This window comes from Ruegeria sp. BB9, assembly GCF_056539345.1.
Genome location: NZ_JBQFUU010000001.1, coordinates 385,862 through 407,320, shown reverse-complemented (window position 1 = coordinate 407,320; position 21,459 = coordinate 385,862). Strand labels below are relative to the sequence as shown.

At 59.6% G+C, this 21,459-nt stretch carries 23 protein-coding genes and 1 tRNA gene; 15 read left to right on the top strand and 9 right to left on the bottom strand.

What is annotated here, in order from left to right:
* Positions 1-82: 82 nt before the first annotated feature.
* Positions 83-1,285, top strand: a complete 1,203-nt coding sequence (locus ACR0FC_RS01995; RefSeq protein WP_170337795.1) for a pyridoxal phosphate-dependent aminotransferase — start codon at positions 83-85, stop codon at positions 1,283-1,285.
* A gap of 14 nt (positions 1,286-1,299) precedes the next feature.
* Positions 1,300-1,701 carry a hypothetical protein gene (locus ACR0FC_RS01990; RefSeq protein ID WP_170337793.1) on the top strand — a complete coding sequence of 134 codons (402 nt, stop codon included), beginning with the start codon at positions 1,300-1,302 and terminating at the stop codon, positions 1,699-1,701.
* A 15-nt stretch (positions 1,702-1,716) separates the two neighbouring features.
* Here ACR0FC_RS01990 and ACR0FC_RS01985 read toward each other — a convergent pair whose 3' ends face one another.
* Positions 1,717-3,069, bottom strand: coding sequence for an MATE family efflux transporter (locus tag ACR0FC_RS01985; protein ID WP_170337791.1), 1,353 nt, complete (start codon positions 3,067-3,069; stop codon positions 1,717-1,719).
* Between the two features lie 101 nt (positions 3,070-3,170).
* The gene (gene ppk2, locus ACR0FC_RS01980; protein WP_170337789.1) at positions 3,171-4,100 is read right to left on the bottom strand and encodes a polyphosphate kinase 2; all 930 of its coding nucleotides are present in this window, start codon (positions 4,098-4,100) and stop codon (positions 3,171-3,173) included.
* Between the two features lie 134 nt (positions 4,101-4,234).
* Here ppk2 and ACR0FC_RS01975 point away from each other — a divergent pair, with 134 nt between their 5' ends.
* A complete protein-coding gene (locus tag ACR0FC_RS01975) occupies positions 4,235-5,113 on the top strand; it encodes an alpha/beta fold hydrolase (protein WP_170337787.1) in 879 nt (292 codons plus the stop codon).
* 45 nt (positions 5,114-5,158) lie between these two features.
* On the opposite strand, the gene ACR0FC_RS01970 is transcribed toward ACR0FC_RS01975, so the two are convergent.
* Positions 5,159-5,767 (bottom strand): carboxymuconolactone decarboxylase family protein, encoded by a 609-nt coding sequence (locus ACR0FC_RS01970; protein WP_170337785.1) that lies wholly within the window; start codon positions 5,765-5,767, stop codon positions 5,159-5,161.
* 156 nt (positions 5,768-5,923) lie between these two features.
* Here ACR0FC_RS01970 and parE point away from each other — a divergent pair, with 156 nt between their 5' ends.
* The 3 genes from parE (at position 5,924) to ACR0FC_RS01955 (ending at position 9,373) form a co-directional block, all read left to right on the top strand.
* Positions 5,924-7,882, top strand: coding sequence for a DNA topoisomerase IV subunit B (parE, locus tag ACR0FC_RS01965; protein ID WP_170337783.1), 1,959 nt, complete (start codon positions 5,924-5,926; stop codon positions 7,880-7,882).
* Positions 7,879-8,907: a DUF3644 domain-containing protein gene (locus tag ACR0FC_RS01960; protein ID WP_170337781.1), complete on the top strand. Its 1,029-nt coding sequence runs from the start codon at positions 7,879-7,881 to the stop codon at positions 8,905-8,907. Before parE ends, ACR0FC_RS01960 begins: the two co-directional genes overlap by 4 nt.
* A gap of 184 nt (positions 8,908-9,091) precedes the next feature.
* Positions 9,092-9,373 (top strand): DUF1496 domain-containing protein, encoded by a 282-nt coding sequence (locus tag ACR0FC_RS01955; protein ID WP_170337779.1) that lies wholly within the window; start codon positions 9,092-9,094, stop codon positions 9,371-9,373.
* A gap of 14 nt (positions 9,374-9,387) precedes the next feature.
* On the opposite strand, the gene ACR0FC_RS01950 is transcribed toward ACR0FC_RS01955, so the two are convergent.
* Positions 9,388-10,158, bottom strand: a complete 771-nt coding sequence (locus ACR0FC_RS01950; protein WP_170337777.1) for an alpha/beta hydrolase — start codon at positions 10,156-10,158, stop codon at positions 9,388-9,390.
* 106 nt (positions 10,159-10,264) lie between these two features.
* Here ACR0FC_RS01950 and ACR0FC_RS01945 point away from each other — a divergent pair, with 106 nt between their 5' ends.
* Positions 10,265-11,134, top strand: a complete 870-nt coding sequence (locus tag ACR0FC_RS01945) for a hypothetical protein (RefSeq protein ID WP_170337775.1) — start codon at positions 10,265-10,267, stop codon at positions 11,132-11,134.
* On the opposite strand, the gene ACR0FC_RS01940 is transcribed toward ACR0FC_RS01945, so the two are convergent.
* Positions 11,082-11,681, bottom strand: coding sequence for a glycosyltransferase (locus tag ACR0FC_RS01940; protein WP_367646633.1), 600 nt, complete (start codon positions 11,679-11,681; stop codon positions 11,082-11,084). The two genes, ACR0FC_RS01945 and ACR0FC_RS01940, sit on opposite strands and share 53 nt — an antisense overlap.
* A gap of 72 nt (positions 11,682-11,753) precedes the next feature.
* Between ACR0FC_RS01940 and ygfZ the strand changes: the two genes are divergently transcribed.
* The gene (gene ygfZ, locus ACR0FC_RS01935) at positions 11,754-12,491 is read left to right on the top strand and encodes a CAF17-like 4Fe-4S cluster assembly/insertion protein YgfZ (RefSeq protein WP_170337773.1); all 738 of its coding nucleotides are present in this window, start codon (positions 11,754-11,756) and stop codon (positions 12,489-12,491) included.
* A 106-nt stretch (positions 12,492-12,597) separates the two neighbouring features.
* Entirely contained in the window at positions 12,598-13,563 is a 966-nt protein-coding gene (locus tag ACR0FC_RS01930; RefSeq protein WP_170337772.1) for an ABC transporter transmembrane domain-containing protein, read from the top strand.
* A gap of 40 nt (positions 13,564-13,603) precedes the next feature.
* Here ACR0FC_RS01930 and efp read toward each other — a convergent pair whose 3' ends face one another.
* Entirely contained in the window at positions 13,604-14,167 is a 564-nt protein-coding gene (efp, locus tag ACR0FC_RS01925; protein ID WP_093962584.1) for an elongation factor P, read from the bottom strand.
* 219 nt (positions 14,168-14,386) lie between these two features.
* Here efp and ACR0FC_RS01920 point away from each other — a divergent pair, with 219 nt between their 5' ends.
* Positions 14,387-14,707: a DUF6280 family protein gene (locus tag ACR0FC_RS01920; protein WP_093962585.1), complete on the top strand. Its 321-nt coding sequence runs from the start codon at positions 14,387-14,389 to the stop codon at positions 14,705-14,707.
* Positions 14,708-14,865: 158 nt separating this feature from the next.
* Positions 14,866-16,323: a cobyric acid synthase gene (locus ACR0FC_RS01915; RefSeq protein WP_170337768.1), complete on the top strand. Its 1,458-nt coding sequence runs from the start codon at positions 14,866-14,868 to the stop codon at positions 16,321-16,323.
* Between the two features lie 3 nt (positions 16,324-16,326).
* Here ACR0FC_RS01915 and ACR0FC_RS01910 read toward each other — a convergent pair whose 3' ends face one another.
* The 3 genes from ACR0FC_RS01910 to ACR0FC_RS01900 form a co-directional block, all read right to left on the bottom strand.
* Entirely contained in the window at positions 16,327-17,145 is an 819-nt protein-coding gene (locus tag ACR0FC_RS01910) for a hypothetical protein (protein ID WP_170337767.1), read from the bottom strand.
* Positions 17,146-17,219: 74 nt separating this feature from the next.
* Positions 17,220-18,638 carry a TolC family outer membrane protein gene (locus tag ACR0FC_RS01905; protein ID WP_170337765.1) on the bottom strand — a complete coding sequence of 473 codons (1,419 nt, stop codon included), beginning with the start codon at positions 18,636-18,638 and terminating at the stop codon, positions 17,220-17,222.
* Positions 18,639-18,733: 95 nt separating this feature from the next.
* Positions 18,734-19,387, bottom strand: coding sequence for a protein-L-isoaspartate O-methyltransferase family protein (locus ACR0FC_RS01900; RefSeq protein ID WP_093963017.1), 654 nt, complete (start codon positions 19,385-19,387; stop codon positions 18,734-18,736).
* Positions 19,388-19,614: 227 nt separating this feature from the next.
* Between ACR0FC_RS01900 and ACR0FC_RS01895 the strand changes: the two genes are divergently transcribed.
* From ACR0FC_RS01895 to ACR0FC_RS01880, 4 genes are all read left to right on the top strand, one after another.
* Positions 19,615-19,688 (top strand) — tRNA-Cys (locus ACR0FC_RS01895).
* A gap of 497 nt (positions 19,689-20,185) precedes the next feature.
* Positions 20,186-20,392: a hypothetical protein gene (locus ACR0FC_RS01890; RefSeq protein ID WP_170337764.1), complete on the top strand. Its 207-nt coding sequence runs from the start codon at positions 20,186-20,188 to the stop codon at positions 20,390-20,392.
* A gap of 131 nt (positions 20,393-20,523) precedes the next feature.
* Positions 20,524-21,045, top strand: coding sequence for a uracil-DNA glycosylase family protein (locus ACR0FC_RS01885; RefSeq protein WP_170337763.1), 522 nt, complete (start codon positions 20,524-20,526; stop codon positions 21,043-21,045).
* Positions 21,042-21,215: a hypothetical protein gene (locus tag ACR0FC_RS01880; RefSeq protein WP_170337762.1), complete on the top strand. Its 174-nt coding sequence runs from the start codon at positions 21,042-21,044 to the stop codon at positions 21,213-21,215. The genes ACR0FC_RS01885 and ACR0FC_RS01880 overlap by 4 nt, the downstream gene beginning before the upstream one ends.
* Positions 21,216-21,459 lie beyond the last annotated feature (244 nt).

Sequence of the window (21,459 nt, the reverse complement as noted above, 5' to 3'; positions counted from 1 at the left end):
AGTTCTTCAAAAGCATATCGCTTGATCGTGTTTCAGCGGCACCCTATGACAGTCCTGAGCAACATACAAACCGGGGCCCGCCATGAGCTTTCTGTCTGCGACACTGTCGCGCGTCAAACCTTCGCCGACCATTGCCATGACGGCCAAAGCCGCCGAGTTGAAGGCCGCTGGACGTGACGTCATCGGCCTCAGCGCAGGTGAGCCCGATTTCGACACGCCGCAGAACATCAAGGACGCAGCCGTTGCCGCAATCGCCGCCGGCAAAACAAAATACACCGCGCCGGACGGCATTCCCGAGCTGAAACAGGCCGCTTGCGCCAAGATGAAACGTGACCACGGGCTTAACTACACGCCAGCACAGATCTCGGTCGGAACAGGTGGCAAGCAGACGCTGTACAATGCGCTGATGGCGACGATGAACCCGGGCGACGAAGTGATCATTCCCGCCCCCTACTGGGTCAGCTACCCGGACATGGTGCTGCTTGCGGGCGGTTCGCCTGTCGTGGTTGAGACCACGCTGGAAAACAGCTTCAAGCTGACCCCAGACCAGTTGGAAGCCGCAATCACGCCAAACACCAAATGGTTCATCTTCAACTCGCCGTCGAACCCGACCGGCGCAGGGTACAACCGCGCTGAACTCAAGGCTCTGACCGATGTTCTGATACGGCATCCTTATGTCTGGATCATGTCGGACGACATGTATGAACACCTGGCCTATGACGGGTTCGAGTTCTGCACGCCAGCCGAAGTCGAACCCGGGCTGTATGATCGCACGCTCACGTGCAACGGTGTCTCCAAGGCCTATGCCATGACCGGCTGGCGTATCGGCTATGCCGCAGGCCCTGTTGAACTGATCGCGGCTATGCGCAAGATCCAATCACAATCCACGTCGAACCCGTGTTCGATCAGCCAGTGGGCCGCAGTCGAGGCCTTGAACGGCACCCAAGACTTCCTTGCCCCGAACAATGAGACCTTCAAGCGCCGGCGCGATCTTGTGGTCGGGATGCTGAACCAGATTGACGGCATCACCTGCCCCACTCCCGAGGGCGCATTCTACGTCTACCCCTCGATCGCTGGGCTGATCGGCAAGACCACGCCCGCCGGTACGGTCATCGACAGCGACGAGGCCTTCGCCACGGCCTTGCTGGAAGAGGCCGATGTGGCCGTGGTATTCGGCGCGGCCTTCGGCCTGTCCCCGAATTTCCGCGTCAGCTATGCGACTTCGGACGAAGCCTTGACCGAGGCCTGCACCCGCATCCAGCGGTTCTGTGCGTCCCTGAGCTAACACCGAGGTTCGACATGTCCGCAGCACTGCCCGAATATTACTTTCGCGTCCGCGAGAACGGCGCGGTCGTGTTCAAGATCGACACGGAGAACCGGCAGCGCCGGATCGAAATGGACCAGATCGCGGTGATCAACATCCGCAACGGCGAGGTCAAGCCGCATGGTCAGGGTACCCTGACCGAAGCCGACAAAACCGAAATCGCCCGTTGGATGGACGAACGCAAAACCCTGCTTGCGCGGCGCGACGTTGACGACATCCACCGCACGATCGATCACCTGAACCTGACCACGCAATGGGCCCAGTCCAAGGCGACCGATACACAGCTGGAAGACATCACGGACCGGTTGCTGCTGGCGATGCACGACTTGCGCACGGTGCTGGTGCGCAAAAAGGCCGATCGGCTGGAAAAGGGCTGAACGTGCCGGTTGTCGCTATGCGGCTGGCGCACCAACCACTCGGATGGATCGCAGCCAGAACCGTCCCATCAGCATGACCGCCGCACAGGCCAGACCCAGAACAAGGCCAAGCCAGACTCCAATCCCCGCCATGTCTTGCACGAAACCAAAGTAGTAGGATGCGGGGATCCCCACGACCCAATAGCTGAGGCCTGCCATAACCATGGGCACCTTGGCGTCTTGCAACCCGCGCAGAAGACCCAGAGCGATTACCTGCGCGCCGTCCACCAGCTGGAACAGGGCCGCCATGGCCAGCAGACCGGTCCCGATTGCCAAAATCTGGGGACGCTGCGGGTCGTCCGGTTCGACAAATACCGAGATGAGAGGCTCGGCGCAGGTCAGGAACAGGATGATTGTCAGCACGGACACCACAAGGGACATGCCCGTGACCGCAATTGCGCCTTTCTCGAGATGCGGTCGATCCTTGCGGCCCAACGCGTTGCCGGCCCGGATCGTTGCTGCATTCGACAGGCCCAGATGCACCATGAACGTGGCCGAGGCCAGGTTCAGCGCAATCCCGTGCGCCGCCAGCGGCACCTGTCCGATCCATCCCATCATGAAGGCGGACATGGCGAACAGAGACACTTCGGCCAGCAAGGTCAGACCGATGGGCACACCCAGCTTCAGGACGCTCAGCAACATCTCCCAATCCGGGCGCCAGAACCGCTGGAACAGGCTGTGTTCCGGCAGGACCTTCACCGCGTAGAAGATGACCGCCACCAGGGACACGGTCTGCGTCACCACCGACGCGATCGCCGCCCCCATCACGCCCAATTCCGGCGCGCCCCAGTTGCCGAAGATCAGCGCATAGTTCGTAAGTCCGTTGACCACTGCCGCCGCGACGGTGATCCACAGCACGATCTGCGTGCGTTCCAGCGCGGCCAGATAGGATTTTAGAACCATCACCACCAGCGCCGGAAACAGGCCCCAGCCCGCAACCTGCAGATACTCGGAGGCGGTTTGCGCCACTTGCGGATCCTGATCCGTGGCGATCAGAATCGGGTAGGACCACCACAGCAGCGGCATGACCAGCATGCCATACAGCAGCGACAGCCACAGGCCCATTCGGGTGCTGCGGCGAATGCTGGTTTCATCCTCCTCGGCGGCCGCGGTCGCGACCATCGGCATGACGGCTAGGCCAAATCCGCCTCCGAAAAGAAACAGAACAAAGTAAAAGCTGCTGGCCAGCGTCACCGCGGCCAGAGCCTCGACCCCATACCAGCCCAGCATGATCGTATCCGTCAGGCCAATGGCGAATTGCGCCAGATGACCACCGATCAACGGCAGCCCCAGCACTGCAATGGCCCGGAAATGGGCGGGATATGTCATGACCTTTCTCATCCCGCCAGCCATATGCGCGGCCCCGAGCCGGGGCAAGGGGAGATCTCTGAAATTTCATTTCGAGACCTCGATGACGCCCGTCGGGCCAATCAGGTGACGCGCGCCTCGGGATGTATCGCCGTACCAAGAATATGATCCGACCGGTGAACCACATGATGCGCCTGCCCCACGATCAACGGATCGGGCTGGCCCACGATGTCATGATCCTTGTCCGGATAATCCAGCGTCGACAGGAAATGCCGCATGCAGTTCAGGCGGGCGCGCTTCTTGTCGTTCGACTTGACGATGGTCCAGGGCGCGTCGGCGGTGTCGGTATAGAAGAACATCGCCTCTTTCGCCTCGGTATAGTCGTCCCATTTGTCCAGACTGGCTTTGTCGATGGGCGACAGTTTCCACTGCTTCAGCGGGTCGGTCTCGCGGCTCTTGAAGCGGCGCAGCTGCTCATCCCGCGTCACCGAGAACCAGTATTTATAAAGCTGGATGCCCGACCGAACCATCATGCGCTCCAACTCGGGCGTCTGGCGCATGAACTCGAGGTACTCGTTGGGGGTGCAGAACCCCATCACCCGCTCGACTCCGGCCCGGTTGTACCAGGACCGGTCATAAAACACCATTTCGCCGACGGTGGGCAATTCCTGGATATAGCGCTGGTAATACCACTGGCCCTTCTCCTCCCAGGTCGGCTTGTTCAGCGCCACCACCCGGGCCTGACGCGGGTTCAGATGCTCCATGAACCGCTTGATGGTGCCGCCCTTGCCGGCAGCGTCGCGACCCTCGAACAGCAGTACGAACTTCTGCCCGGTCTCCTGCGCCCACAACTGCACCTTCAACAATTCGGCCTGCAACTGGGCTTTCTGCTTTTCATAAGCCGCCCGCGACAGTTTCGAGCGATACGGATACTCCCCGCTTTCAAAGGCCTGCCGGATCTTTTCGCGAGTGGGCGCTTCGGTGTCCGCGTTCGGTTTGGCCATGACGGCCACGGGGGCTGCGTTCGTCTTTTTTCGGGTCACTGCGTCCATATGCTCTCTCCTGTGTCACTGTCGGCCGAAACGCCTAGCAAATTTGCATCTTTTCCGCGTTGATCCGTATCAAGTTGACTTCGGCGACAGCTCCGAAAACTCTGCAGGTGTGAACTCAGTCAGGGGCATCCCGCATGGACAGCGAATTCTTCGACCTCAACGGCCACCCGTTCTTCGTCCGCCGCTGGGGCGATCCCAACCTGCCTACACTTTTAATGTTGCACGGTTTCCCGGAGTATGGCGGCGCGTGGACCGACCTGGCACCGCACCTGTCGGACCGCTTTCACTGCATCGCGCCGGACCAGCGTGGCTATGGTCAAAGCTGGGCGCCCGAGGGTATTTCGAACTATGCGCTGTCCAAGCTGGTGTCGGACATGGCCGCGCTGATCGAGCAGTTCGGCGGCCCTGTCACTGTGCTGGGACATGATTGGGGCGCCTCGGTGGCTTACGGTCTTGCCATGTTCCACCCCAATTTGGTCAGCCGCCTGGTCATCGCCAACGGTGTTCACCCTGTCCCGTTCCAGCGCGAACTTGCGGCAGGTGGCAAACAATCCGAGGCCTCTCAATACATCAACCGCCTGCGCGCGCCCGATGCAGCCGAATTTCTTTCGGCCGACAACTTCGCCAAGCTCGAACAATTCTTCCGGCACGGCATGGGGTTGGACTGGTTGAGCGACGCGCGCATGGGCGACTATCGCACCGAATGGGCCCGCCCCGGACGGCTCGACGCCATGCTGAACTGGTACCGGGCCTCACCCCTTGTGGTGGCTGAGCCGGGCGCGCCGTGCACGGACCTGCCGGAACTGCCCGTTGACAGGCTGAGGGTCCGCTGCCCGCATTTGCTTCTGTGGGGGCCGCGGGACAAAGCCTTGCTTCCCGAATGCACCGATGGGCTGGAGGAGTTCGCACCCAACCTGACCCGCATGCAGATCGACGGTACAGACCATTGGCTGCATCACCAGAAACCTCAGGCGGTGGCCGACGCTATTCTCGATTGGGTTCAGGACAACTAAGCCAACTCTTCGCCCGGCACTAAAGGACGCAGGAGGCAGCGCCTTTCACCGATGGCCCCAGTCATCTGGATTGTCCGAATTGTTCGGAGACAACCCCAGAATGTCGCCCTTGGTCGAACAGCCAAGCCCCAGAACGGTGCGGTTGGCATAGGAGAAATAGGCGCAAACCTGATTGATCTCCAGGATCTCACCATCATCCCAGCCAACAGATCGCAACGTGTCGATATCCGCCGCCGCCAGGTCGGCCGGGTTCTCGGTCAGTTTTCGGGCGTATTCCATCGCCGCCACCTGTGCGGGGTCCAACGGCGCCGTCTCGGGTGTTTCCACCTCAATCGCCGCGCGGATGGCCAAACCGCGCTGCTCGTCGCCCAAGAGTCGCTGCAACCCGCTGAAATGATGCTCGACACAATAGCCGCAGCTATTCAGCGAACTGACCCAGACCCCGAGAACTTCCAGAAACCACTTGGGAACCGAGTTTCCCGAATGGTGCAGCACGTTCTTGTAGAGAGCCATGTGACCTTCCATCGAATGTGGACGCAGGGAATGCACCATCATGATGTTGTCCACATTGTTCCCAGGCCCCGTGACCCGGTCATACAGCGTCTTCAACCGACCGCTTGCCTCGTCGAATGGTATCGTCTTGATCCAGCTCATCACCTGCTCCTCCACGATTTTCGCAACTCAGCGGCAAAACCACTCGTTTTGCAACCCGCCACCGCCCGCAAGTTTGATACAACACCTCGCGTCCCTCTTCCCCCGACCCACATCACCTGCCATAATGGGCCAAACCCAAAAACAAGAGCAGCACCCATGCCCGACGACCTGTTGACGCCCGAATCCACCACCACCTACGACGCCTCCTCGATCGAGGTCCTCGAAGGTCTGGAGCCCGTGCGCAAACGCCCCGGCATGTATATCGGCGGCACCGACGAACGGGCACTGCACCACATGGTGGCCGAAATCCTCGACAACTCGATGGACGAGGCCGTTGCCGGCCATGCCAACCGTATCGAGGTGGAACTGCACGACGATTACGCCCTGACCGTGCGGGACAACGGCCGCGGTATTCCGATCGACCCGCACCCGAAGTTCCCCGACAAATCCGCGCTTGAGGTGATCCTGTGCACCCTGCACGCGGGCGGCAAGTTCTCGGGCAAGGCCTACCAGACCTCAGGCGGTCTGCACGGCGTGGGCGCCTCGGTGGTCAACGCGCTGTCGGATTCGATGGTCGTACAGGTGGCCCGCAACAAGGAGCTGTACGAACAGCGCTTTTCGCGCGGCATCCCGCTGGGTCCGGTCGAAAAGGTGGGCTCGGCTCCCAATCGGCGCGGCACCACCGTCACCTTCCACGCCGACCCCGAAATCTTCGGCCACCACCGGTTCAAACCCGCCCGCCTGTTCAAGTCGATCCGCTCCAAGGCCTACCTGTTCTCGGGCGTTGAAATTCGTTGGAAAACCGCCATCGACGACGGCGAGACGCCCACCGAGGCCACCTTCCACTTCCCCGGTGGCCTGTCGGACTACCTCAAGGAGACGATGAACGGCTCCTCGACCTATTCTGAACAGCCCTTCGCCGGAACCGTCGATTTCAACGAGAAATTCGGCACCCCCGGCAAGGTGGAATGGGCGATCAACTGGACGCCGTCGCGCGATGGCTTCATCCAGTCCTACTGCAACACCGTTCCGACGCCCGAGGGCGGCACCCACGTGGCGGGCTTCTGGGCCGCGATCCTCAAGGGCATCAAGGCCTACGGTGAACTGATCAACAACAAGAAGGCCGCCCAGATCACCCGCGATGACCTGATCACCGGGGGCTGCGCGCTGGTCTCGTGTTTCATCCGTGAACCCGAATTCGTCGGCCAGACCAAGGACCGTCTTGCCACGGTCGAGGCGCAGCGGCTGGTCGAAAACTCGGTCCGCGACCATTTCGACAACTGGCTGGCCGCCGACACCAAATCCGCCGGCGCCATTCTGGACTTCCTCATCCTGCGGGCCGAGGAGCGCCTGCGCCGCCGCCAGGAAAAGGAAACACAACGCAAGTCCGCCACTAAGAAACTCCGTCTTCCCGGCAAGTTGGTGGACTGTAGTAGTTCAACACGCGACGGCACCGAATTATTCATCGTCGAGGGCGACTCGGCTGGCGGATCGGCCAAGATGGCCCGCGACCGCAAGACACAGGCCCTGCTTCCCCTGCGTGGCAAGATCCTGAACGTCCTAGGCGCGGCCAGTTCGAAACTGGGCACCAACGCCGAGATCAATGACCTGACGCAGGCGCTTGGCGTCGGGCTGGGCACCAAGTTCAACCTCGACGACCTGCGCTATGACAAGGTCATCATCATGACCGACGCCGACGTGGACGGCGCGCATATCGCCTCGCTGCTGATGACCTTCTTCTTCACCCAGATGCGCCCGATGATCGACGCGGGCCACCTGTACCTGGCCTGCCCGCCACTCTACCGCCTGACCCAAGGCGCCAAGCGCGTCTACTGCCTGGACGAAGCCGAGCGCGACGAATGGTTGGAAAAAGGTCTGGGCGGCAAAGGCAAGATCGACGTCAGCCGCTTCAAGGGTCTGGGCGAGATGGACGCCAAGGACCTGAAAGAAACCACGATGGACCCGGCCTCCCGCAAGCTGATCCGCGTCACCATCGACGAGGACGAACCGGGCGAGACCGGCGATCTGGTCGAGCGCTTGATGGGTAAGAAACCCGAACTGCGGTTCCAATACATTCAGGAGAACGCGCGGTTTGTGGAGGAGTTGGATGTTTGAGTGGATTTCTAGGAAAACTGCCGAGAAAAATCTCGGTTAAAGAACTGGTATTGAAATCCGTCGAGTCTTCGGTACTCGCTGTAGAGGTCTACAATAAGCCAACGGTTCAATTCAGGACCGGCGCGTATGCTTCACTTATGGTGATTGCTTGGACTGCCGCACTTCACGCCGTCTTCGAACGTGAAGGGGTCTCCTACTACTACAAGAAGCGCAATGGACGATTTGAACGTATTGATGGCGACAAAAGAGCATGGGAACTGCTCGAATGCGTCAAAAAGTATGGCGTCGAAAAAATAGGTACAGACGTCGCCGCCAACTTACGTTTGTTTGCCAAACTGAGGAATAAGATCGAGCATCGGCAAATGGCGACGCTTGACGCTCATGTTGCCGCAGAGTGCCAAGCTTTGTTACTAAACCTAAAGAACTTTTTGAGCGAAGAATTTGGTATCGAGCTATTGGGTGACATGGGTTTGTACATTCCAATCTCGGTTTTTAGTGCAAAGCGTGTAATACCCCAATCAGCCGAAGAGAAAGCTGTCATTCAGTTTGTTGACAAGTTTCGAGCATCACTTGATCCACATGTTTGGAATGGAACAAATTACGCGTTCAGAGCTTTCCTAATGCCCAGAATTGGGAATCACCAAAACTCGTCCGACGTAACAATCGAGTTCCTAAAGCTGGAAGGTATGACAAATGCGCAAAAAGAAAGGGCAACTAAGCTTGCTACAATGATTAGGGATCGTCAGGTTCCCATGCGAGGCGATCTACTAAAACCGAAGGCGGTCGTTCAACAGGTAAAAGAGCATCATCCAGAGTTCACAATGAACCGTTTTGCAAATGCGTGGAAAGCCTTATGCATTCGCCCCATTAACGGCGCTGAAGATCCTTCGGCCACCAATACGAGATTTTGTCACTATGACCCAGTAGATGAAGATTATCGGTATGAGCCCGAATACGTCGAAGAACTTTGTCGTCACCTAGAAGCGGGAAACGACTTCACATGTCCAGACCCGGTCAACGCTTGACTTGTCGGCGCCCGGCCCGAGTGTGGGTCGGAACGTCCTCACGAGCGGCATGTAAAACACGCCCCTTGCCTAACCCGTTGATCCCGTTCACACTTACTCTAAACCCGTCATCCAAGAACGAGCTTTGAGGTTCCGAGCGTCCAAGACCCAATTTGAAAAACGGATATCCGAACGGGAGGACGACATGAAAACTTTGACCCTCGGGCTGGCCCTGACCCTGATGGCCTCGGCAGCCCCCGCGCAGCAGATGCTCAGCACCGCATCCCCCATCCCCGACGGCGCCGAGACCCGGTTTTGCTATTACGACGGCATGGCCTATTCCGAGGATGCCTTTGTGCTGATGGTCGGTGACAACACTGTCACCAGCACGGTGAGCACGGTGCAGGAACGCCTGTTGCGTTGTTACCGCGAAAGCGACGGCGTGCTGCGTTGGCGGCCGCAGAGCACGTTTCAGGTCAGCAAGTAACGCCTGAACGGCCCCTAGCCCAGCGTCTGGTCCAGCCAGTCCGCAATCTGTGCGGCTGGCTTTTCCCAACCGGGCTCCATGAATAGAAAATGCGCGTGACCTTCTGCGGACAGAAAGGTCGCGCGGTCGCCATAGAGTTTCGCCAAGGAACGGCAGGTGTTGGGGTTCACCGCCCTGTCCTCCGAGCCTGAAACGATCAGAACCGGGCAGTCGACCTTGTCGATATCAACCTTCATCGCGTGGTGATCGTCGAACATCCAGAAAAACATCTCGAACATCACCCGCCCGCTTTCCGGGCCAAGCTGATCGAACACCGCATGTTGCTGGGCTTTGGGCATTTTGTTCAATGCAAATGGGGCCATCAGGTCGAAGTCGACGCGCATGGGCTGCTTCCAGAACGCCCCGCCCTCCATCAAGGCGCGCGGCACGGCGCGTTCGTCATCGGTTTCCGGCAGGGTGCCCCAGGCCGCGTTCGGGTTGATCAACACGATGGCTCTGGCCAGCCCGCGAGACGCAACCTGCTGGGCAACGACGCCCGCAATGGCATGCCCAAGGATCACGGGTTTGCTGCCCAACCCCTGGACGAATTCGGCAATGTCGTTGGCATAATCCATTACGCTGGTGTCGGTCAGACCCGCATCGGGCTCGGCTGCGGGATCGCCGCCATGGAACCTCAGCGCCGGGGTGTGCACCGTCCATCCACGGGCGCGGAAGAACTCCGCATAGTCCGCCATGCACCACGGCCCGGCAAACGCCCCGTGGATCAGCACAATCTCTTTGGTCATCACGTTCTCCCTCCGGCTCCTGACCCGAGTATGGGCATCCTGACACGCGTTACAACTGCACGTGATCGCTGTTGCGTGGGAAGGCTGACCACTTAAACTCGGATGCATGAGCTTCATCACCGACTACCAGCTGCCCCTGCTGTTGCTGTTCTTTCTGGCCGGATCGATTGGCACCGCGTTCCTGTTTCGCAAACCAGCGGGTCACCGGGCATGGAAGCTGGCCGACCTCGTGTGGGTCGTATTGGGTGGGCTGGGCGCGCTGGTGGCGGTCATGGCGGGGCTCTACAAATCCGACAGTTCAAGGCTGGACCGACAGATCGACGTTGCCTATGCGGCGACACTGGCCTTCGATCGCGACGCCGCGCGGTTCCGGCTGCGGTTCTGCGATCCGGCCTACGACCCGGACACGGCGGTTTTGTGCGACAAGGTCGAGTTCCTGTCGGCCTCAACCGCCAGCAACGCCGACCTGCCGCTGTTCATCGCGGTCACCAACGAAGTTGCACCGCTGCAGGGCCTGAACTTCATCTTCGGTGCCCGGTCCCGAGACCAGATGGATGACATTCAGGACATGGCCGCCAAAGCCGATGCCTTCGACATCGAGCAATTCCTGGTTTTCACCACGCTGGACGAAGAAACGCAGACCGCGATCGACAACATGCGGCGGAAAGTGCCGGCAATCGCCGGAGACTATATGATCCTTGCGCAAAGCTATGATGACCTGATCGCTCAGGTCGCCAAACTGAAGGGAGAGTGGGAGTATCTTCAGGAAAACGCCCACATTCTCGTGCTACAGATCATCGCGCTGTGTCTGGTCAGCTTTGCGGCACCATTCAGGTTGGGCAAATCTGTTGTCGAGTTGCGGTCCAACCTCATCACCGAGCCGGCAGCGCGGCAGCCACCCCCCGAAGCATCTGCGACCGGGATTACTGAGGTGGCGCCTCAGAACGCGCCCGATCACGGCGCCCGACACCTGTAATGGCACGCGCCCGCAACAGAGTCGCGCGCGGCAGAGAGCGCATGAGCGCCCCCTCCTTCCCCGGTTGATCCGGATATCCGCCGGCAGCCTTGTACAGTTGCGCCGGCAGCAGCAGGCCCTGATCACCAGACGCCAGTCCAAAGACCCGGCTGCGCAGATTGACCCAACCTGCCGTCAAACTCGGCATCAGGCCTGAGGACCGGAACCCAAGGCGAAACACACCCGGACGCCGCGTTACGAGGTGCTCGGCCACCGCGTCGGTCCACCCTGGCTCAAGCTCGGTCCCCGGACGGATCAACAGCAACCAGTCGCCCACCGCGGCGTCGAATCCCACGCGGAGCTGTGCGGCACGAGACCCGGCCTCGGCAACGATCCGGGCCCCTGCTTCATCGGCAATACGCAATGTATGATCGGTCGACCCTCCGTCGGAGATGACAAGCTCGCGGATCAGCCCGGCGTGCAGTCCCTCCATCAGGGTCATCAGCGTGCGCGCGAGGTCGGTCTGGGAGTCGAATGTCGGAATCACGATGCTGATCGGGGCGGACACGTTCGAAACCTCTGGTCTTGGCAACGGGTTCGCTTATATCACCGCTCTCAGGGCAATGACGAGGACCCAAAGATGAGCACCCGCCGCATTTTGCGCCTGACCGGCACGGATACCGACAGCTTCTTGCAAGGTCTGGTCACCAATGACACCCGCAAGCTGGACGATGGTCTTGTCTACTCGGCCATCCTTACCCCGCAGGGCAAATACCTGGCCGATTTCTTTTTGAAACGCGATGGCGCCTCGGTGCTGCTGGACGTGGCTGAGGGGATTGCGGATGCACTGATCAAGCGGCTGAACATGTACAAGCTGCGGGCGGATGTGCGTATCGAGGAAACCAACCTGCACCTGCAACGCGGAACCGGGCCCGCACCGGAAGGCGCCATGCCCGATCCTCGTCACCCCGATATGGGCTGGCGCGCATATTCTGACGCCCCCGAAGCCGATGATGGAACGGATTGGGACGCAATTCGGGTGCGTCATTGCATCCCGGAAACCGGGATCGAGCTGACACCGGACACGTATATCCTCGAGGCCGGTTTCGAGCCGCTCAACGGCGTCGATTTCAAGAAGGGCTGCTATGTCGGGCAAGAGGTAACCGCCCGCATGAAGCACAAAACCCAGTTGCGCAAGGGGCTGCGGGTTGTCGCCATCGACGGCGCGGCTCCGGTCGGCTCCGAAATCCTCTCGGCGGGAAAGCCGGCCGGCACCCTGTTCACGCAATCGAACGGACAGGCTATCGCCTATCTGCGCCTTGATCGGGCGGGCGACGACATGCAGGCCGGAGACGCCCGCCTGCGTCTGCTGGATTGAGCCTGTTGCCCAACCGGCACGGCCACCGACCAGGCCGCTATGCAAACGTTTTATCCGGCCCGGCCACACGGTAAGACTTGAGGCACTTGGCTGATCGGGTGCCTGCATGCTCCAACTGTATTCAGCCATCTGGCGCGCCAGCGCCGGACGGCAAGTCATACTGATCCTGTTGTCCTTGTCGGTCGCGGCTCTTGCCGCGGCCCCGTTGGAGTTTCAAAGGGACATCGTCAATCATTTGACCTCGGACAATATCGAAGCGCCTCATCTCCTGCTGCTGGGTGCCGGCATGATGGGGGTGATCCTGCTGAGCCTCGCCCTGAAGTGGGTGCTGGGATATCGCGCGGGGACATTGGGCGAAGACATGATCCGTCGCATTCGCCAGCTTTTGCTGGCCCGCACAGTGGATGTGGACGAGTCGGGCGAGAATGTCCGCAAGGGAACCATGACGACGGCCATCTCTGCCGAAGCCGAAGAACTGGGCAAATTCGCAGGGGGTGCATTCTCGGACCCGGTCGTACAGATCGGAACCTTGGTCAGTGTGATTGGCTACATCTCGTCGACGCAACCCTGGCTGGGACTGATTGCCCTTTCGATGATCGCACCGCAGATCCTTATCGTTCTCGTCTCGCAGAGAAAGGTGAACGTGTTCGTGGCGGACCGCGTCCGCATATTGCGTAGCGCGACCGACCATCTGACGATCGAGGACATCGAGGCCGTGACTCAAGAGGTGCATGACCAGTTCGACGCGATCTACGACACCCGACGGCGGATGTTTCTGTGGAAACTGTCGGCCAAATTTCTGCTGAGCGTGATCAACGGTGCAGGCACCGTGGGTGTTCTGATGCTGGGCGGATGGCTGGTTCTGCAAGGAGAAACCGACGTCGGAACCGTGGTCGCCGCGACCAGCGGTCTGGCCCGGATCCAGGGGCCGACCGGGTTTCTCATCGCTTTCTATCGGCAGGTCAGCGCCAATCGCATCAAGTTCGAGCTGTTGCTGGAACTGTTTGGCCCGGACCGCGCCCGCTACCGCAGGGGCGGGGCCGCCTCGCAAGAAAAAAACCGCGCCGAATAGCTGCGCGGTTTCTTGGTCTTTCTCCGAGTATGACGCGACGTTACGCGCGCTCGGAATATTCCATGGTCTCGGTGTTCACGACGATCATCTCGTCCTGCGCGATGAACGGCGGCACCATGACTTTGACCCCGTTGTCCAGAACCGCCGGTTTGAACGAGTTCGCCGCAGTCTGACCTTTGACGACCGGTTCGGTCTCGACGACCTTGCAGACGACTTTCTGAGGCAGCGTCGCGTTCAGCGCCTCGCTTTCATAGAATTCGACCACGATGGTCATTCCGTCCTGAAGGAACGGACGACGGTCACCCAGCAAATCTGCAGGCAATTCAATCTGTTCATAGGTCTCGGCATCCATGAATACCAGCATCCCGTCGCTTTCATACAGGAACTGCTGGTCTTTCTGCTCCAGCCGAACACGCTCGACCTTGTCCGCTGAACGGAACCGCTCGTTCAGTTTCGAACCGTTGCGCAGGTTCCGCAATTCCACCTGTGCAAAGGCACCGCCTTTGCCCGGTTTGACGTGATCGACCTTGACCGCCGCCCACAGACCGCCGTTATGCTCAAGCACATTGCCCGGGCGAATTTCGTTCCCATTGATCTTGGGCATGACATATTTCCTTCACACATGGTTGATGCGTCAGTTGTCGTCCCTATATCTGGCGGGACCGATCCATGCAATACAACGAAACCTAGTGCTGCACCTGCAGAGAGCCATGCAAATGACGCAACGCAACTATGCAAATTAGGTGTATCCGAATCGCACTAAATAGGTCATAAGGACCGCCACGCCGAAAATTACAAGAGCAAGAACAACAAGGAAAACGAGATGAGAGATTTCGTTGACGGCACCGCCTTTAACAATGAGCAAGGCAACCGTGCCCGCAAACTTTTCGCGGCCGTTGTGCTGGCTGCACTCGATGATGCCATCGCCGATGACAAGAAATACGGCAATGGCCCGGAACAAATCGCCCGCTGGGCACGCTCGCGCGATGGGCGCGAAGTGCTGTCCTGCGCTGGCATCGACCCGAACGAACGGGTTGTCCACGGACTGATGGAGTTCGTTGGCCGTGGCGTGCGTACCTCCGTCGCCCTGTCGCGCGAAGAAAGCGAACGCCGCAACGCTGCACAGCAGGCCGAAGCCGCCTAAGGCTTTGCCCGACTCAAAAGTGCGCGCCGGTACTTTCGGCGCGCTTTTTTTTGCCCTGTACGCAGCGGAATAGTCGCATTCGTCGTGCAAATGGCCCGATCCACGCTTTCGTCGGCTGAATAAATGCGGTCATCTGCCAACATCCGCAGGAGGCTCAGATGGTTCGCGCGATCATGATTCAGGGGACCGGCAGCAACGTCGGCAAGTCGATGCTTGTGGCCGGGCTGGCCCGGGCCTTTGCGCGGCGAGGGTTGAAGGTTGCCCCCTTCAAACCGCAGAACATGTCCAACAACGCCGCAGTGGCGGCAAATGGAGGCGAGATTGGCCGCGCCCAGGCGCTGCAGGCCCGGGCGGCGGGGCGCGCGCCGCATACGGACATGAATCCAATCCTTCTGAAACCGGAAACCGATACCGGTGCGCAGGTGATCGTTCAGGGCAAGCGGGCGGGAACGATGCGGGCCAAGGACTATCGCAAGGACAAATCCAAGCTTCTGAACGCCGCGCTCGAGAGCTTTGCCAGGCTTTGCCAAGATGCCGACCTTGTGCTGGTCGAGGGCGCCGGCAGTCCGGCCGAGACCAACCTGCGGGTAGGCGACATCGCCAACATGGGCTTTGCCTGCGCCGCAAATGTGCCCGTGATACTGGTAGGAGACATTCACCGGGGCGGTGTCATAGCGCAGATCGTAGGCACCCATGCAGTGCTGGACAGTGCCGATCTAGCAATGATCCGCGGCTTTGCGGTCAATCGTTTCAAGGGAGACGTCAGCCTGTTTGATGACGGTCGCGACGACATTGCGGCACGCACCGGATGGCCTTGCCTGGGCGTCGTTCCCTGGTTTGAGGACGCCTGGAAACTGCCGGCCGAAGACATGATGGATATTCGCTCGCACGCAGGCGGCACCTGCAAAGTTGCGGTGCCGCAGTTGGAGCGCATGGCGAATTTCGACGATTTGGACCCGCTGTCTGCCGAGCCGGGTGTTTCGGTCGAGATCATTCCGGCTGGCCGCCCCCTTCCCGGTGACGCGGATCTGGTGATTCTGCCGGGCAGCAAATCCACGATCGGAGATTTGGCCTTTTTCCGCAAACAAGGTTGGGACATCGACCTGTATGCCCATGTACGGCGGGGCGGCCATGTTCTTGGCCTCTGCGGCGGGTATCAGATGCTGGGCCGGGTGATCACCGACCCTGATGGCGTGGACGGCAGACCCGGCAGCGTCGATGGGCTGGGTTTGCTGGACGTGGAAACGGTTATGTCCTGGGAAAAACGGGTCGAACTGCGATCAGCGCAGGCCTTGCCCGGCGGCGAGCCTGTCACCGGCTACGAGATCCACATGGGGCGCACCCAAGGTCCGGATACTGCCCGTGCATGGTTACAGGTGGAGGGTCGACCTGAAGGCGCCGCATCGAGAGACGGGCGCGTACTGGGAAGCTATCTGCACGGTATTTTCACGTCAGACGCCTTCCGCGCGTCGTATCTGCAGCGGTTTGGCGCCAGGTCGGAACTGGCATACGAAGACAGTGTTGAGCAAACGTTGGAGGCTTTGGCCGACCACCTCGAACAGCATATGGACCTTGATGCCCTGCTGTCACTGGCAGCCGAGCCTCGGTTCGGCTGAGGGTCAATCCAAATTCTGAGCGGCCAAAGCGCGGTTGATCTCGCGCCGCACCAGCTTGCGAATGTTGCGGGTGATACGTTCACCCAGCGCGCCCTGCAGTTCCTGACGGACGATGTCTGCGATCAACTCGCGCAATTCGTCTTCATCCATCGTGCCGGTCGCCATCGCCGGCGCTTCCTGATCCAGCTCGACTTCGGCCTCTGAGGCATCCCGGTTGTCCCGAATAAACGTGGCAGGCGTTGTTTCCTCGTCGCTGTCAGCGTTCATCTCAGCTTCGGACTCAGCCGCATCCTTCGACGTCGAAAACCCGGTGTCCGTGGTCCAACTGACCTTGTCGGTGCGCGTGCCGGAATAAGCGTCGTCGCTTTCGCCGTCGGGCTCCCACTGATCTTCGGTCCGCGCAATCGCAGCCTCGAGAGCCGCGATCTTGGCGCTCAGGCTTCCGGCCAGATCCCTACGGCCTTCGCGATCATCCGAAGACTCACCGCCAATGTCGTTGATTGCCGGGGTTCCGGGGCGAACGATATCGCAAGACCGCAACCGCATAGGTTGTGACAGGTCGTTGGCCGGGCGGAACGCCTCGACATTCGCAGCATGATGCGAGGCCGCCTCAGCCGAGATCTTTTGGGCCAGTTTCAAAGGTGCTTTTGGATCCTCGGCCGGTGTGCCAACCCGCAGGGCATCCGTCAAAACCAGTCGGCCCGGCTTGCGGGCCGCAGTCGCTTTGATCAGGTTCGGGACCTTGCGCCCTTCTTCGCTGACCAAACGCTTGATCGACGACAATACGTCTTCGACACCTGCTTTGACACTGCTATCTGTCATTGTTCTCTACCGCTCTGACCTTTTGGACCAGTGTATCCAATCCGGTCGAACCTAACAACAGATAGTGTGGCTGATCACTCGCGCCGCAAAGCTTTGAGAACTCGATCCAGGTCGCGGCTTTGCTTGCTGATCTGTGCTGGCGCTTTTTTGACCAGGTTGTAGTAGAGCGTCGGGTCGTAAATCTGGACTGCCAGTCCAAGGCGCTCGGCGGTCAACAGACCTTGCGCCTGCAACAGCTGATAGGCAGCCAGAGACCGTTCCGTCCGCGAGGCAACTTCGGCCAATTGTGCGTCCAGCAAATCCTGCTGAGCGGTCAGAACGTCCAGTGTGGTCCGAGCCCCCAAGGTGGCCTCCTCGCGAATCCCGTCAAAGGCGACCTGCGATGCGCGTACCCGTTCGACGGATGCCCGCAGGCTGGCAGTGGCCGTTTCAAAGCGCACATAGGCGTCCGTCACACCCTGAGTGATGTCTTTCTGCACATTCAGGAGATTGGCACGCGATGCGTCCCGCTGAGCCATTGCGCGGCGCACGTTGGCCGCCAATCGGCCACCGGCATAGATGGGCTGATTGAAATTCAACGAGATGGACGCATCGTTGGTATAGTCGTCGTTGTCATAGCTTTCCGTGATCCCCGCGTCCGCGTTCAGGCTTACATTCGGACCCAGGCCCGCGCGCTGCTGTTGCACGGTCAGATCCAAGGCACGCACCTGATGCTGCGCCGAAAGGATTGCCGGGTGGTTTCTTTGTGCCAGGCTGATGGCCTCGGCCAAAGAACCGGGCAGCTTCGGCAGACGCGGCTGGCCCGCAGTACGGCCCGGCTGTTTGCCGACGGCGTTCACATATTCCGCTTGGGCAGTGCTCAGGTCGCCTCGCGCATCGGCCAGATCAGCCTGCGAGCTTGCCAACTGCGCTTCGGACAGCGCGACGTCGGTCCGGGTGACCTCACCGACTTCAAAACGGTCCTGCGTGGCCCGCAGTTCCTCGCCTGAGAGATTGACGTTGTTCTGGCGAATCTGAACCGTTTCTTCCTGTAGCAGAACACTCAGATAAGCCGTCGTTGCGCGGAACAGAACCTGTTGCTCAATATCGATCAATGCTTGGCGAGTTGCCAGAACTGTTTCCTGAGCCGACTGTTTCCCGAGAATCGATGCACCGCCGTCATAGACCAGCTGGCTCAGCGTGAGTCCCGAGAAGAAGCGCGACGGTTCGACCGTCGACACCACTGTTCCGGCGCGAGACTTGGCATAATCCTGGCTGACACGGACGGTCCAGTTGATGATCGGGCGCAGGGCCGACAACGCGATTGCAACGTCTTCATCGGCTGCGCGCAGCAAGGCGCGGTTCTGTTCCAACAGCCCGCTTGTGTTGTATGCACCGATGAACGCGTCGGTCAGATTGTCCGCCAAAACCGAGCGCCCCGGTATCACGCTCAGCGCGATTCCCGCCGTCAGAGCGACTGCCTTGACCAGCTTCCCTCCAGCCGTTCCAAGCATACCCAAATCCTCTCAAATCAAAATAACGCAAGCCCGTAGGCAGTTTGCGCCTTTGTTTTCAACTAATCAAGGGACCGCGGAAAACCGCTGATCGACTATAGCGAAAATGCACACTCGGCCGAAAACGCCGGCAGTACCGGGGCGTTTGCGTTGAAGCCATGACGCCATGTCACCCGCCCATCGGACTTTCGACCAATGCGAACGGTGCCCAGGTTGCCTTCGACGAACAGGCAAGCGATGCGGCCATGATCTTTCAGTTGATCGAGCAGGGCATCGGGCAGACGTTCCACACCGCCCTGGATGATGATGACATCATAGGGGCCATGCTCGGCCGCCCCCTGCTCCAAAGGTCCGACATGAATGATCGCGTTGTCGATATCCGCCTCCATCAGGCGGGACTGCGCGTCGGCTGCGTTGGCCTCGTCATCCTCGACGCCCACCACAAGCTGCGCCATGTTCGCGGCGACGGCGGTCGAGTATCCGAACGCCGGGGCGATATCCAGAACCACCTCGTCATTCGAAATATTCAATGCATCCAGCATCTTCGCCAGAGTCCTCGGCTCCAGCAGGCAGCGCCCGTTTCCCAGATCGATCAGGTCGCCAGCATAGGCCACTTCGCGACTGGCATCCGGCACGAAGTTCTCGCGCTGGACCTTCAGCATTGAATCGATGATCGGGAATTTGGTGACATCAGAGGGCCTGACCTGAGTGTCTACCATCGTGTGGCGTCGGGCTGCGAAATCCGTCATGTGACCGCTCGTATATTTCCCATGGTTGCTCGGCTTTTGCCACATCCGATCCCGCCCGGCAACGGCCAGCCCGGCAAAAATTGCAGGCCGCGACAAAAGTTGCCACTGCGCTGACCGGCCATCCAACGCCATGGCCGGCGGAAATTTCAGCAACCCTCTGGACGTTGTTCTGGAAAGCTGCTAGAACCGCGTCTGCACCACGTCAAGTAATTGAAATTGCTTGAAAAGGCGAGTTGGCGGAGTGGTGACGCAGCGGATTGCAAATCCGTGTACACCGGTTCGATTCCGGTACTCGCCTCCACTTCCAGAGCCCGACGAGACCGTACTTTGAGCCATTTCAAATGGTTCGGCCGAATTGTTGCGGGGTGGGACGCGGGTGGGATGGGCTGTTTAGGATACCCGGGTGTGACCGTCTTTCGGATGTCGATGCAGCACTGACGCAAAAGACGGACTTCGAAGATTGTCACCACCGAAAACCCGGGTATCCACGCTAGCCGGGGCCTTGGCTCAATGGGACCAAGGATGCGACCGCACCACGAGTAAAAATTACGGGACATAGTCCTGTCCAGATATGCGTTGTCCCGAGGCGACCAAACCCCGGGACAGCGACTTTCAGCGAGAAACCGGCAGTGAGGCCGGCGGACACTCGAATATATCATGCACGGCGCGGGCGGTGAATATATCGTTGTCGAGGACCGTTGCGACAACGCGCTAAACCACTGTTGCAAAGAGTTAAATTGACGCGTGACCTCAGCATACCTTTGTTTATGGGGTGGATATAGCAGCGAGACGACCGAGATGACCGCATACCTGATCACACATTCGAGTGGATTCACCGAGACAGCCGAAGGGCTAGTTGAACTCGAACAAATGCTGCCCGTGCCAGGCGAGGCCCAAGACAGGCTGATGGCCGGGGAAACCGTGACCCTAGATTCGTTTCTCGGACAATCGGAAGTGCGAGAGGTGAAAGTTGGCAGAAAATCACAAGCCAGAATGACCGGCTAAGTGTATATGACTGCTGAGGAACCACGATGAACCAGACATGTACTAAATGCGACGGTAGGGCTGCCCAATCCCTGTATCAAGAGGCGTTCATCTACACAGCGCCGATAGATGGGCAGTTCCCGCGCCCTTGGATGACTGACCTGTCGGACCCAACAGAGGCCGACTGCTTCATCGTCGGGCGAAACCAGCGCAACGGCTACGCAGTAGACCTCGTTGGCAGCCAACAGCGACACGTTGATGCCCTGTTCAATCGAAATGGCCAATCGTGCCGTGGCCTCTACGAACAACTGTGCGAGACATCCCCAACCCGGACAAACATCGACCGGTTATCGGAGCGCCTCAAACACGTTGGAGCAAAGGTTCTGGAAACCAACGTCGTCTGCTTTTCCACACCCATGAGCGCCGATTTGACCGAGGATCAACGCAAGGTTGGAACTAAGATTTTCGAGTGGGTTCACAACTGGATTTCGCCCAAGGTCGTAGTTGTACACGGTCGCGGTGCGGCCAAGGACTTGGCTCGTTTGGACATCGCAAACAGCCGCGTCATCGAAATGCCTTCGCTGGCTCCACCGGCTTACAACAGATGGCACAGCCGGTCGGAAGCGGAGTTAGATCGGGTTGCGGAAGCCGTGAAAAGGGTGTTGGCGGCATGACCAACGTCATCCAGTTCCCCCGATCCAAGGACACGCCCGAAACCGATGCCCCAGACCCCAACATCACAATCAACGTCCAAGTGACACCCAAGGCGACCTTTTCGTGGGGTCCGTTGTTCCTTTGTGTGTTCGCGATAGGGTGTGTGAACCTGGATTTCGCGCTCGGGTAATCCGCGAAAATGTGACTTGACCTGCATTTGAACAAAAGTGGAACATGAGCCATGACTGAGTGGCCCCGAACTATCCCCTTTGACCTCAAATGCAAACTCGAACAACTACAGGAATGGCGTTCGAAGCCCAGCCTGCAGGACGAGTGGAGCACTATCCGCGAGTGGCTGACCAAGCACGGAGTGACCGCGCCGGATGTCTTGCCCCGTGAATCTGAACTCCCCAACTACTGGGACGACACCATTT

Excerpts from the sequence above, each read along its gene's own strand:
- ACR0FC_RS01995 (WP_170337795.1), top strand. The coding sequence starts at position 83 with ATGAGCTTTCTGTCTGCGACACTGTCGCGCGTCAAACCTTCGCCGACC.
- ACR0FC_RS01990 (WP_170337793.1), top strand. The coding sequence starts at position 1,300 with ATGTCCGCAGCACTGCCCGAATATTACTTTCGCGTCCGCGAGAACGGC.
- ACR0FC_RS01985 (WP_170337791.1), bottom strand. The coding sequence starts at position 3,069 with ATGACATATCCCGCCCATTTCCGGGCCATTGCAGTGCTGGGGCTGCCG.
- ppk2 (WP_170337789.1), bottom strand. The coding sequence starts at position 4,100 with ATGGACGCAGTGACCCGAAAAAAGACGAACGCAGCCCCCGTGGCCGTC.
- ACR0FC_RS01975 (WP_170337787.1), top strand. The coding sequence starts at position 4,235 with ATGGACAGCGAATTCTTCGACCTCAACGGCCACCCGTTCTTCGTCCGC.
- ACR0FC_RS01970 (WP_170337785.1), bottom strand. The coding sequence starts at position 5,767 with ATGAGCTGGATCAAGACGATACCATTCGACGAGGCAAGCGGTCGGTTG.
- parE (WP_170337783.1), top strand. The coding sequence starts at position 5,924 with ATGCCCGACGACCTGTTGACGCCCGAATCCACCACCACCTACGACGCC.
- ACR0FC_RS01955 (WP_170337779.1), top strand. The coding sequence starts at position 9,092 with ATGAAAACTTTGACCCTCGGGCTGGCCCTGACCCTGATGGCCTCGGCA.
- ACR0FC_RS01950 (WP_170337777.1), bottom strand. The coding sequence starts at position 10,158 with ATGACCAAAGAGATTGTGCTGATCCACGGGGCGTTTGCCGGGCCGTGG.
- ACR0FC_RS01945 (WP_170337775.1), top strand. The coding sequence starts at position 10,265 with ATGAGCTTCATCACCGACTACCAGCTGCCCCTGCTGTTGCTGTTCTTT.
- ygfZ (WP_170337773.1), top strand. The coding sequence starts at position 11,754 with ATGAGCACCCGCCGCATTTTGCGCCTGACCGGCACGGATACCGACAGC.
- ACR0FC_RS01930 (WP_170337772.1), top strand. The coding sequence starts at position 12,598 with ATGCTCCAACTGTATTCAGCCATCTGGCGCGCCAGCGCCGGACGGCAA.
- efp (WP_093962584.1), bottom strand. The coding sequence starts at position 14,167 with ATGCCCAAGATCAATGGGAACGAAATTCGCCCGGGCAATGTGCTTGAG.
- ACR0FC_RS01920 (WP_093962585.1), top strand. The coding sequence starts at position 14,387 with ATGAGAGATTTCGTTGACGGCACCGCCTTTAACAATGAGCAAGGCAAC.
- ACR0FC_RS01915 (WP_170337768.1), top strand. The coding sequence starts at position 14,866 with ATGGTTCGCGCGATCATGATTCAGGGGACCGGCAGCAACGTCGGCAAG.
- ACR0FC_RS01910 (WP_170337767.1), bottom strand. The coding sequence starts at position 17,145 with ATGACAGATAGCAGTGTCAAAGCAGGTGTCGAAGACGTATTGTCGTCG.
- ACR0FC_RS01905 (WP_170337765.1), bottom strand. The coding sequence starts at position 18,638 with ATGCTTGGAACGGCTGGAGGGAAGCTGGTCAAGGCAGTCGCTCTGACG.
- ACR0FC_RS01900 (WP_093963017.1), bottom strand. The coding sequence starts at position 19,387 with ATGACGGATTTCGCAGCCCGACGCCACACGATGGTAGACACTCAGGTC.
- ACR0FC_RS01890 (WP_170337764.1), top strand. The coding sequence starts at position 20,186 with ATGACCGCATACCTGATCACACATTCGAGTGGATTCACCGAGACAGCC.
- ACR0FC_RS01885 (WP_170337763.1), top strand. The coding sequence starts at position 20,524 with ATGACTGACCTGTCGGACCCAACAGAGGCCGACTGCTTCATCGTCGGG.
- ACR0FC_RS01880 (WP_170337762.1), top strand. The coding sequence starts at position 21,042 with ATGACCAACGTCATCCAGTTCCCCCGATCCAAGGACACGCCCGAAACC.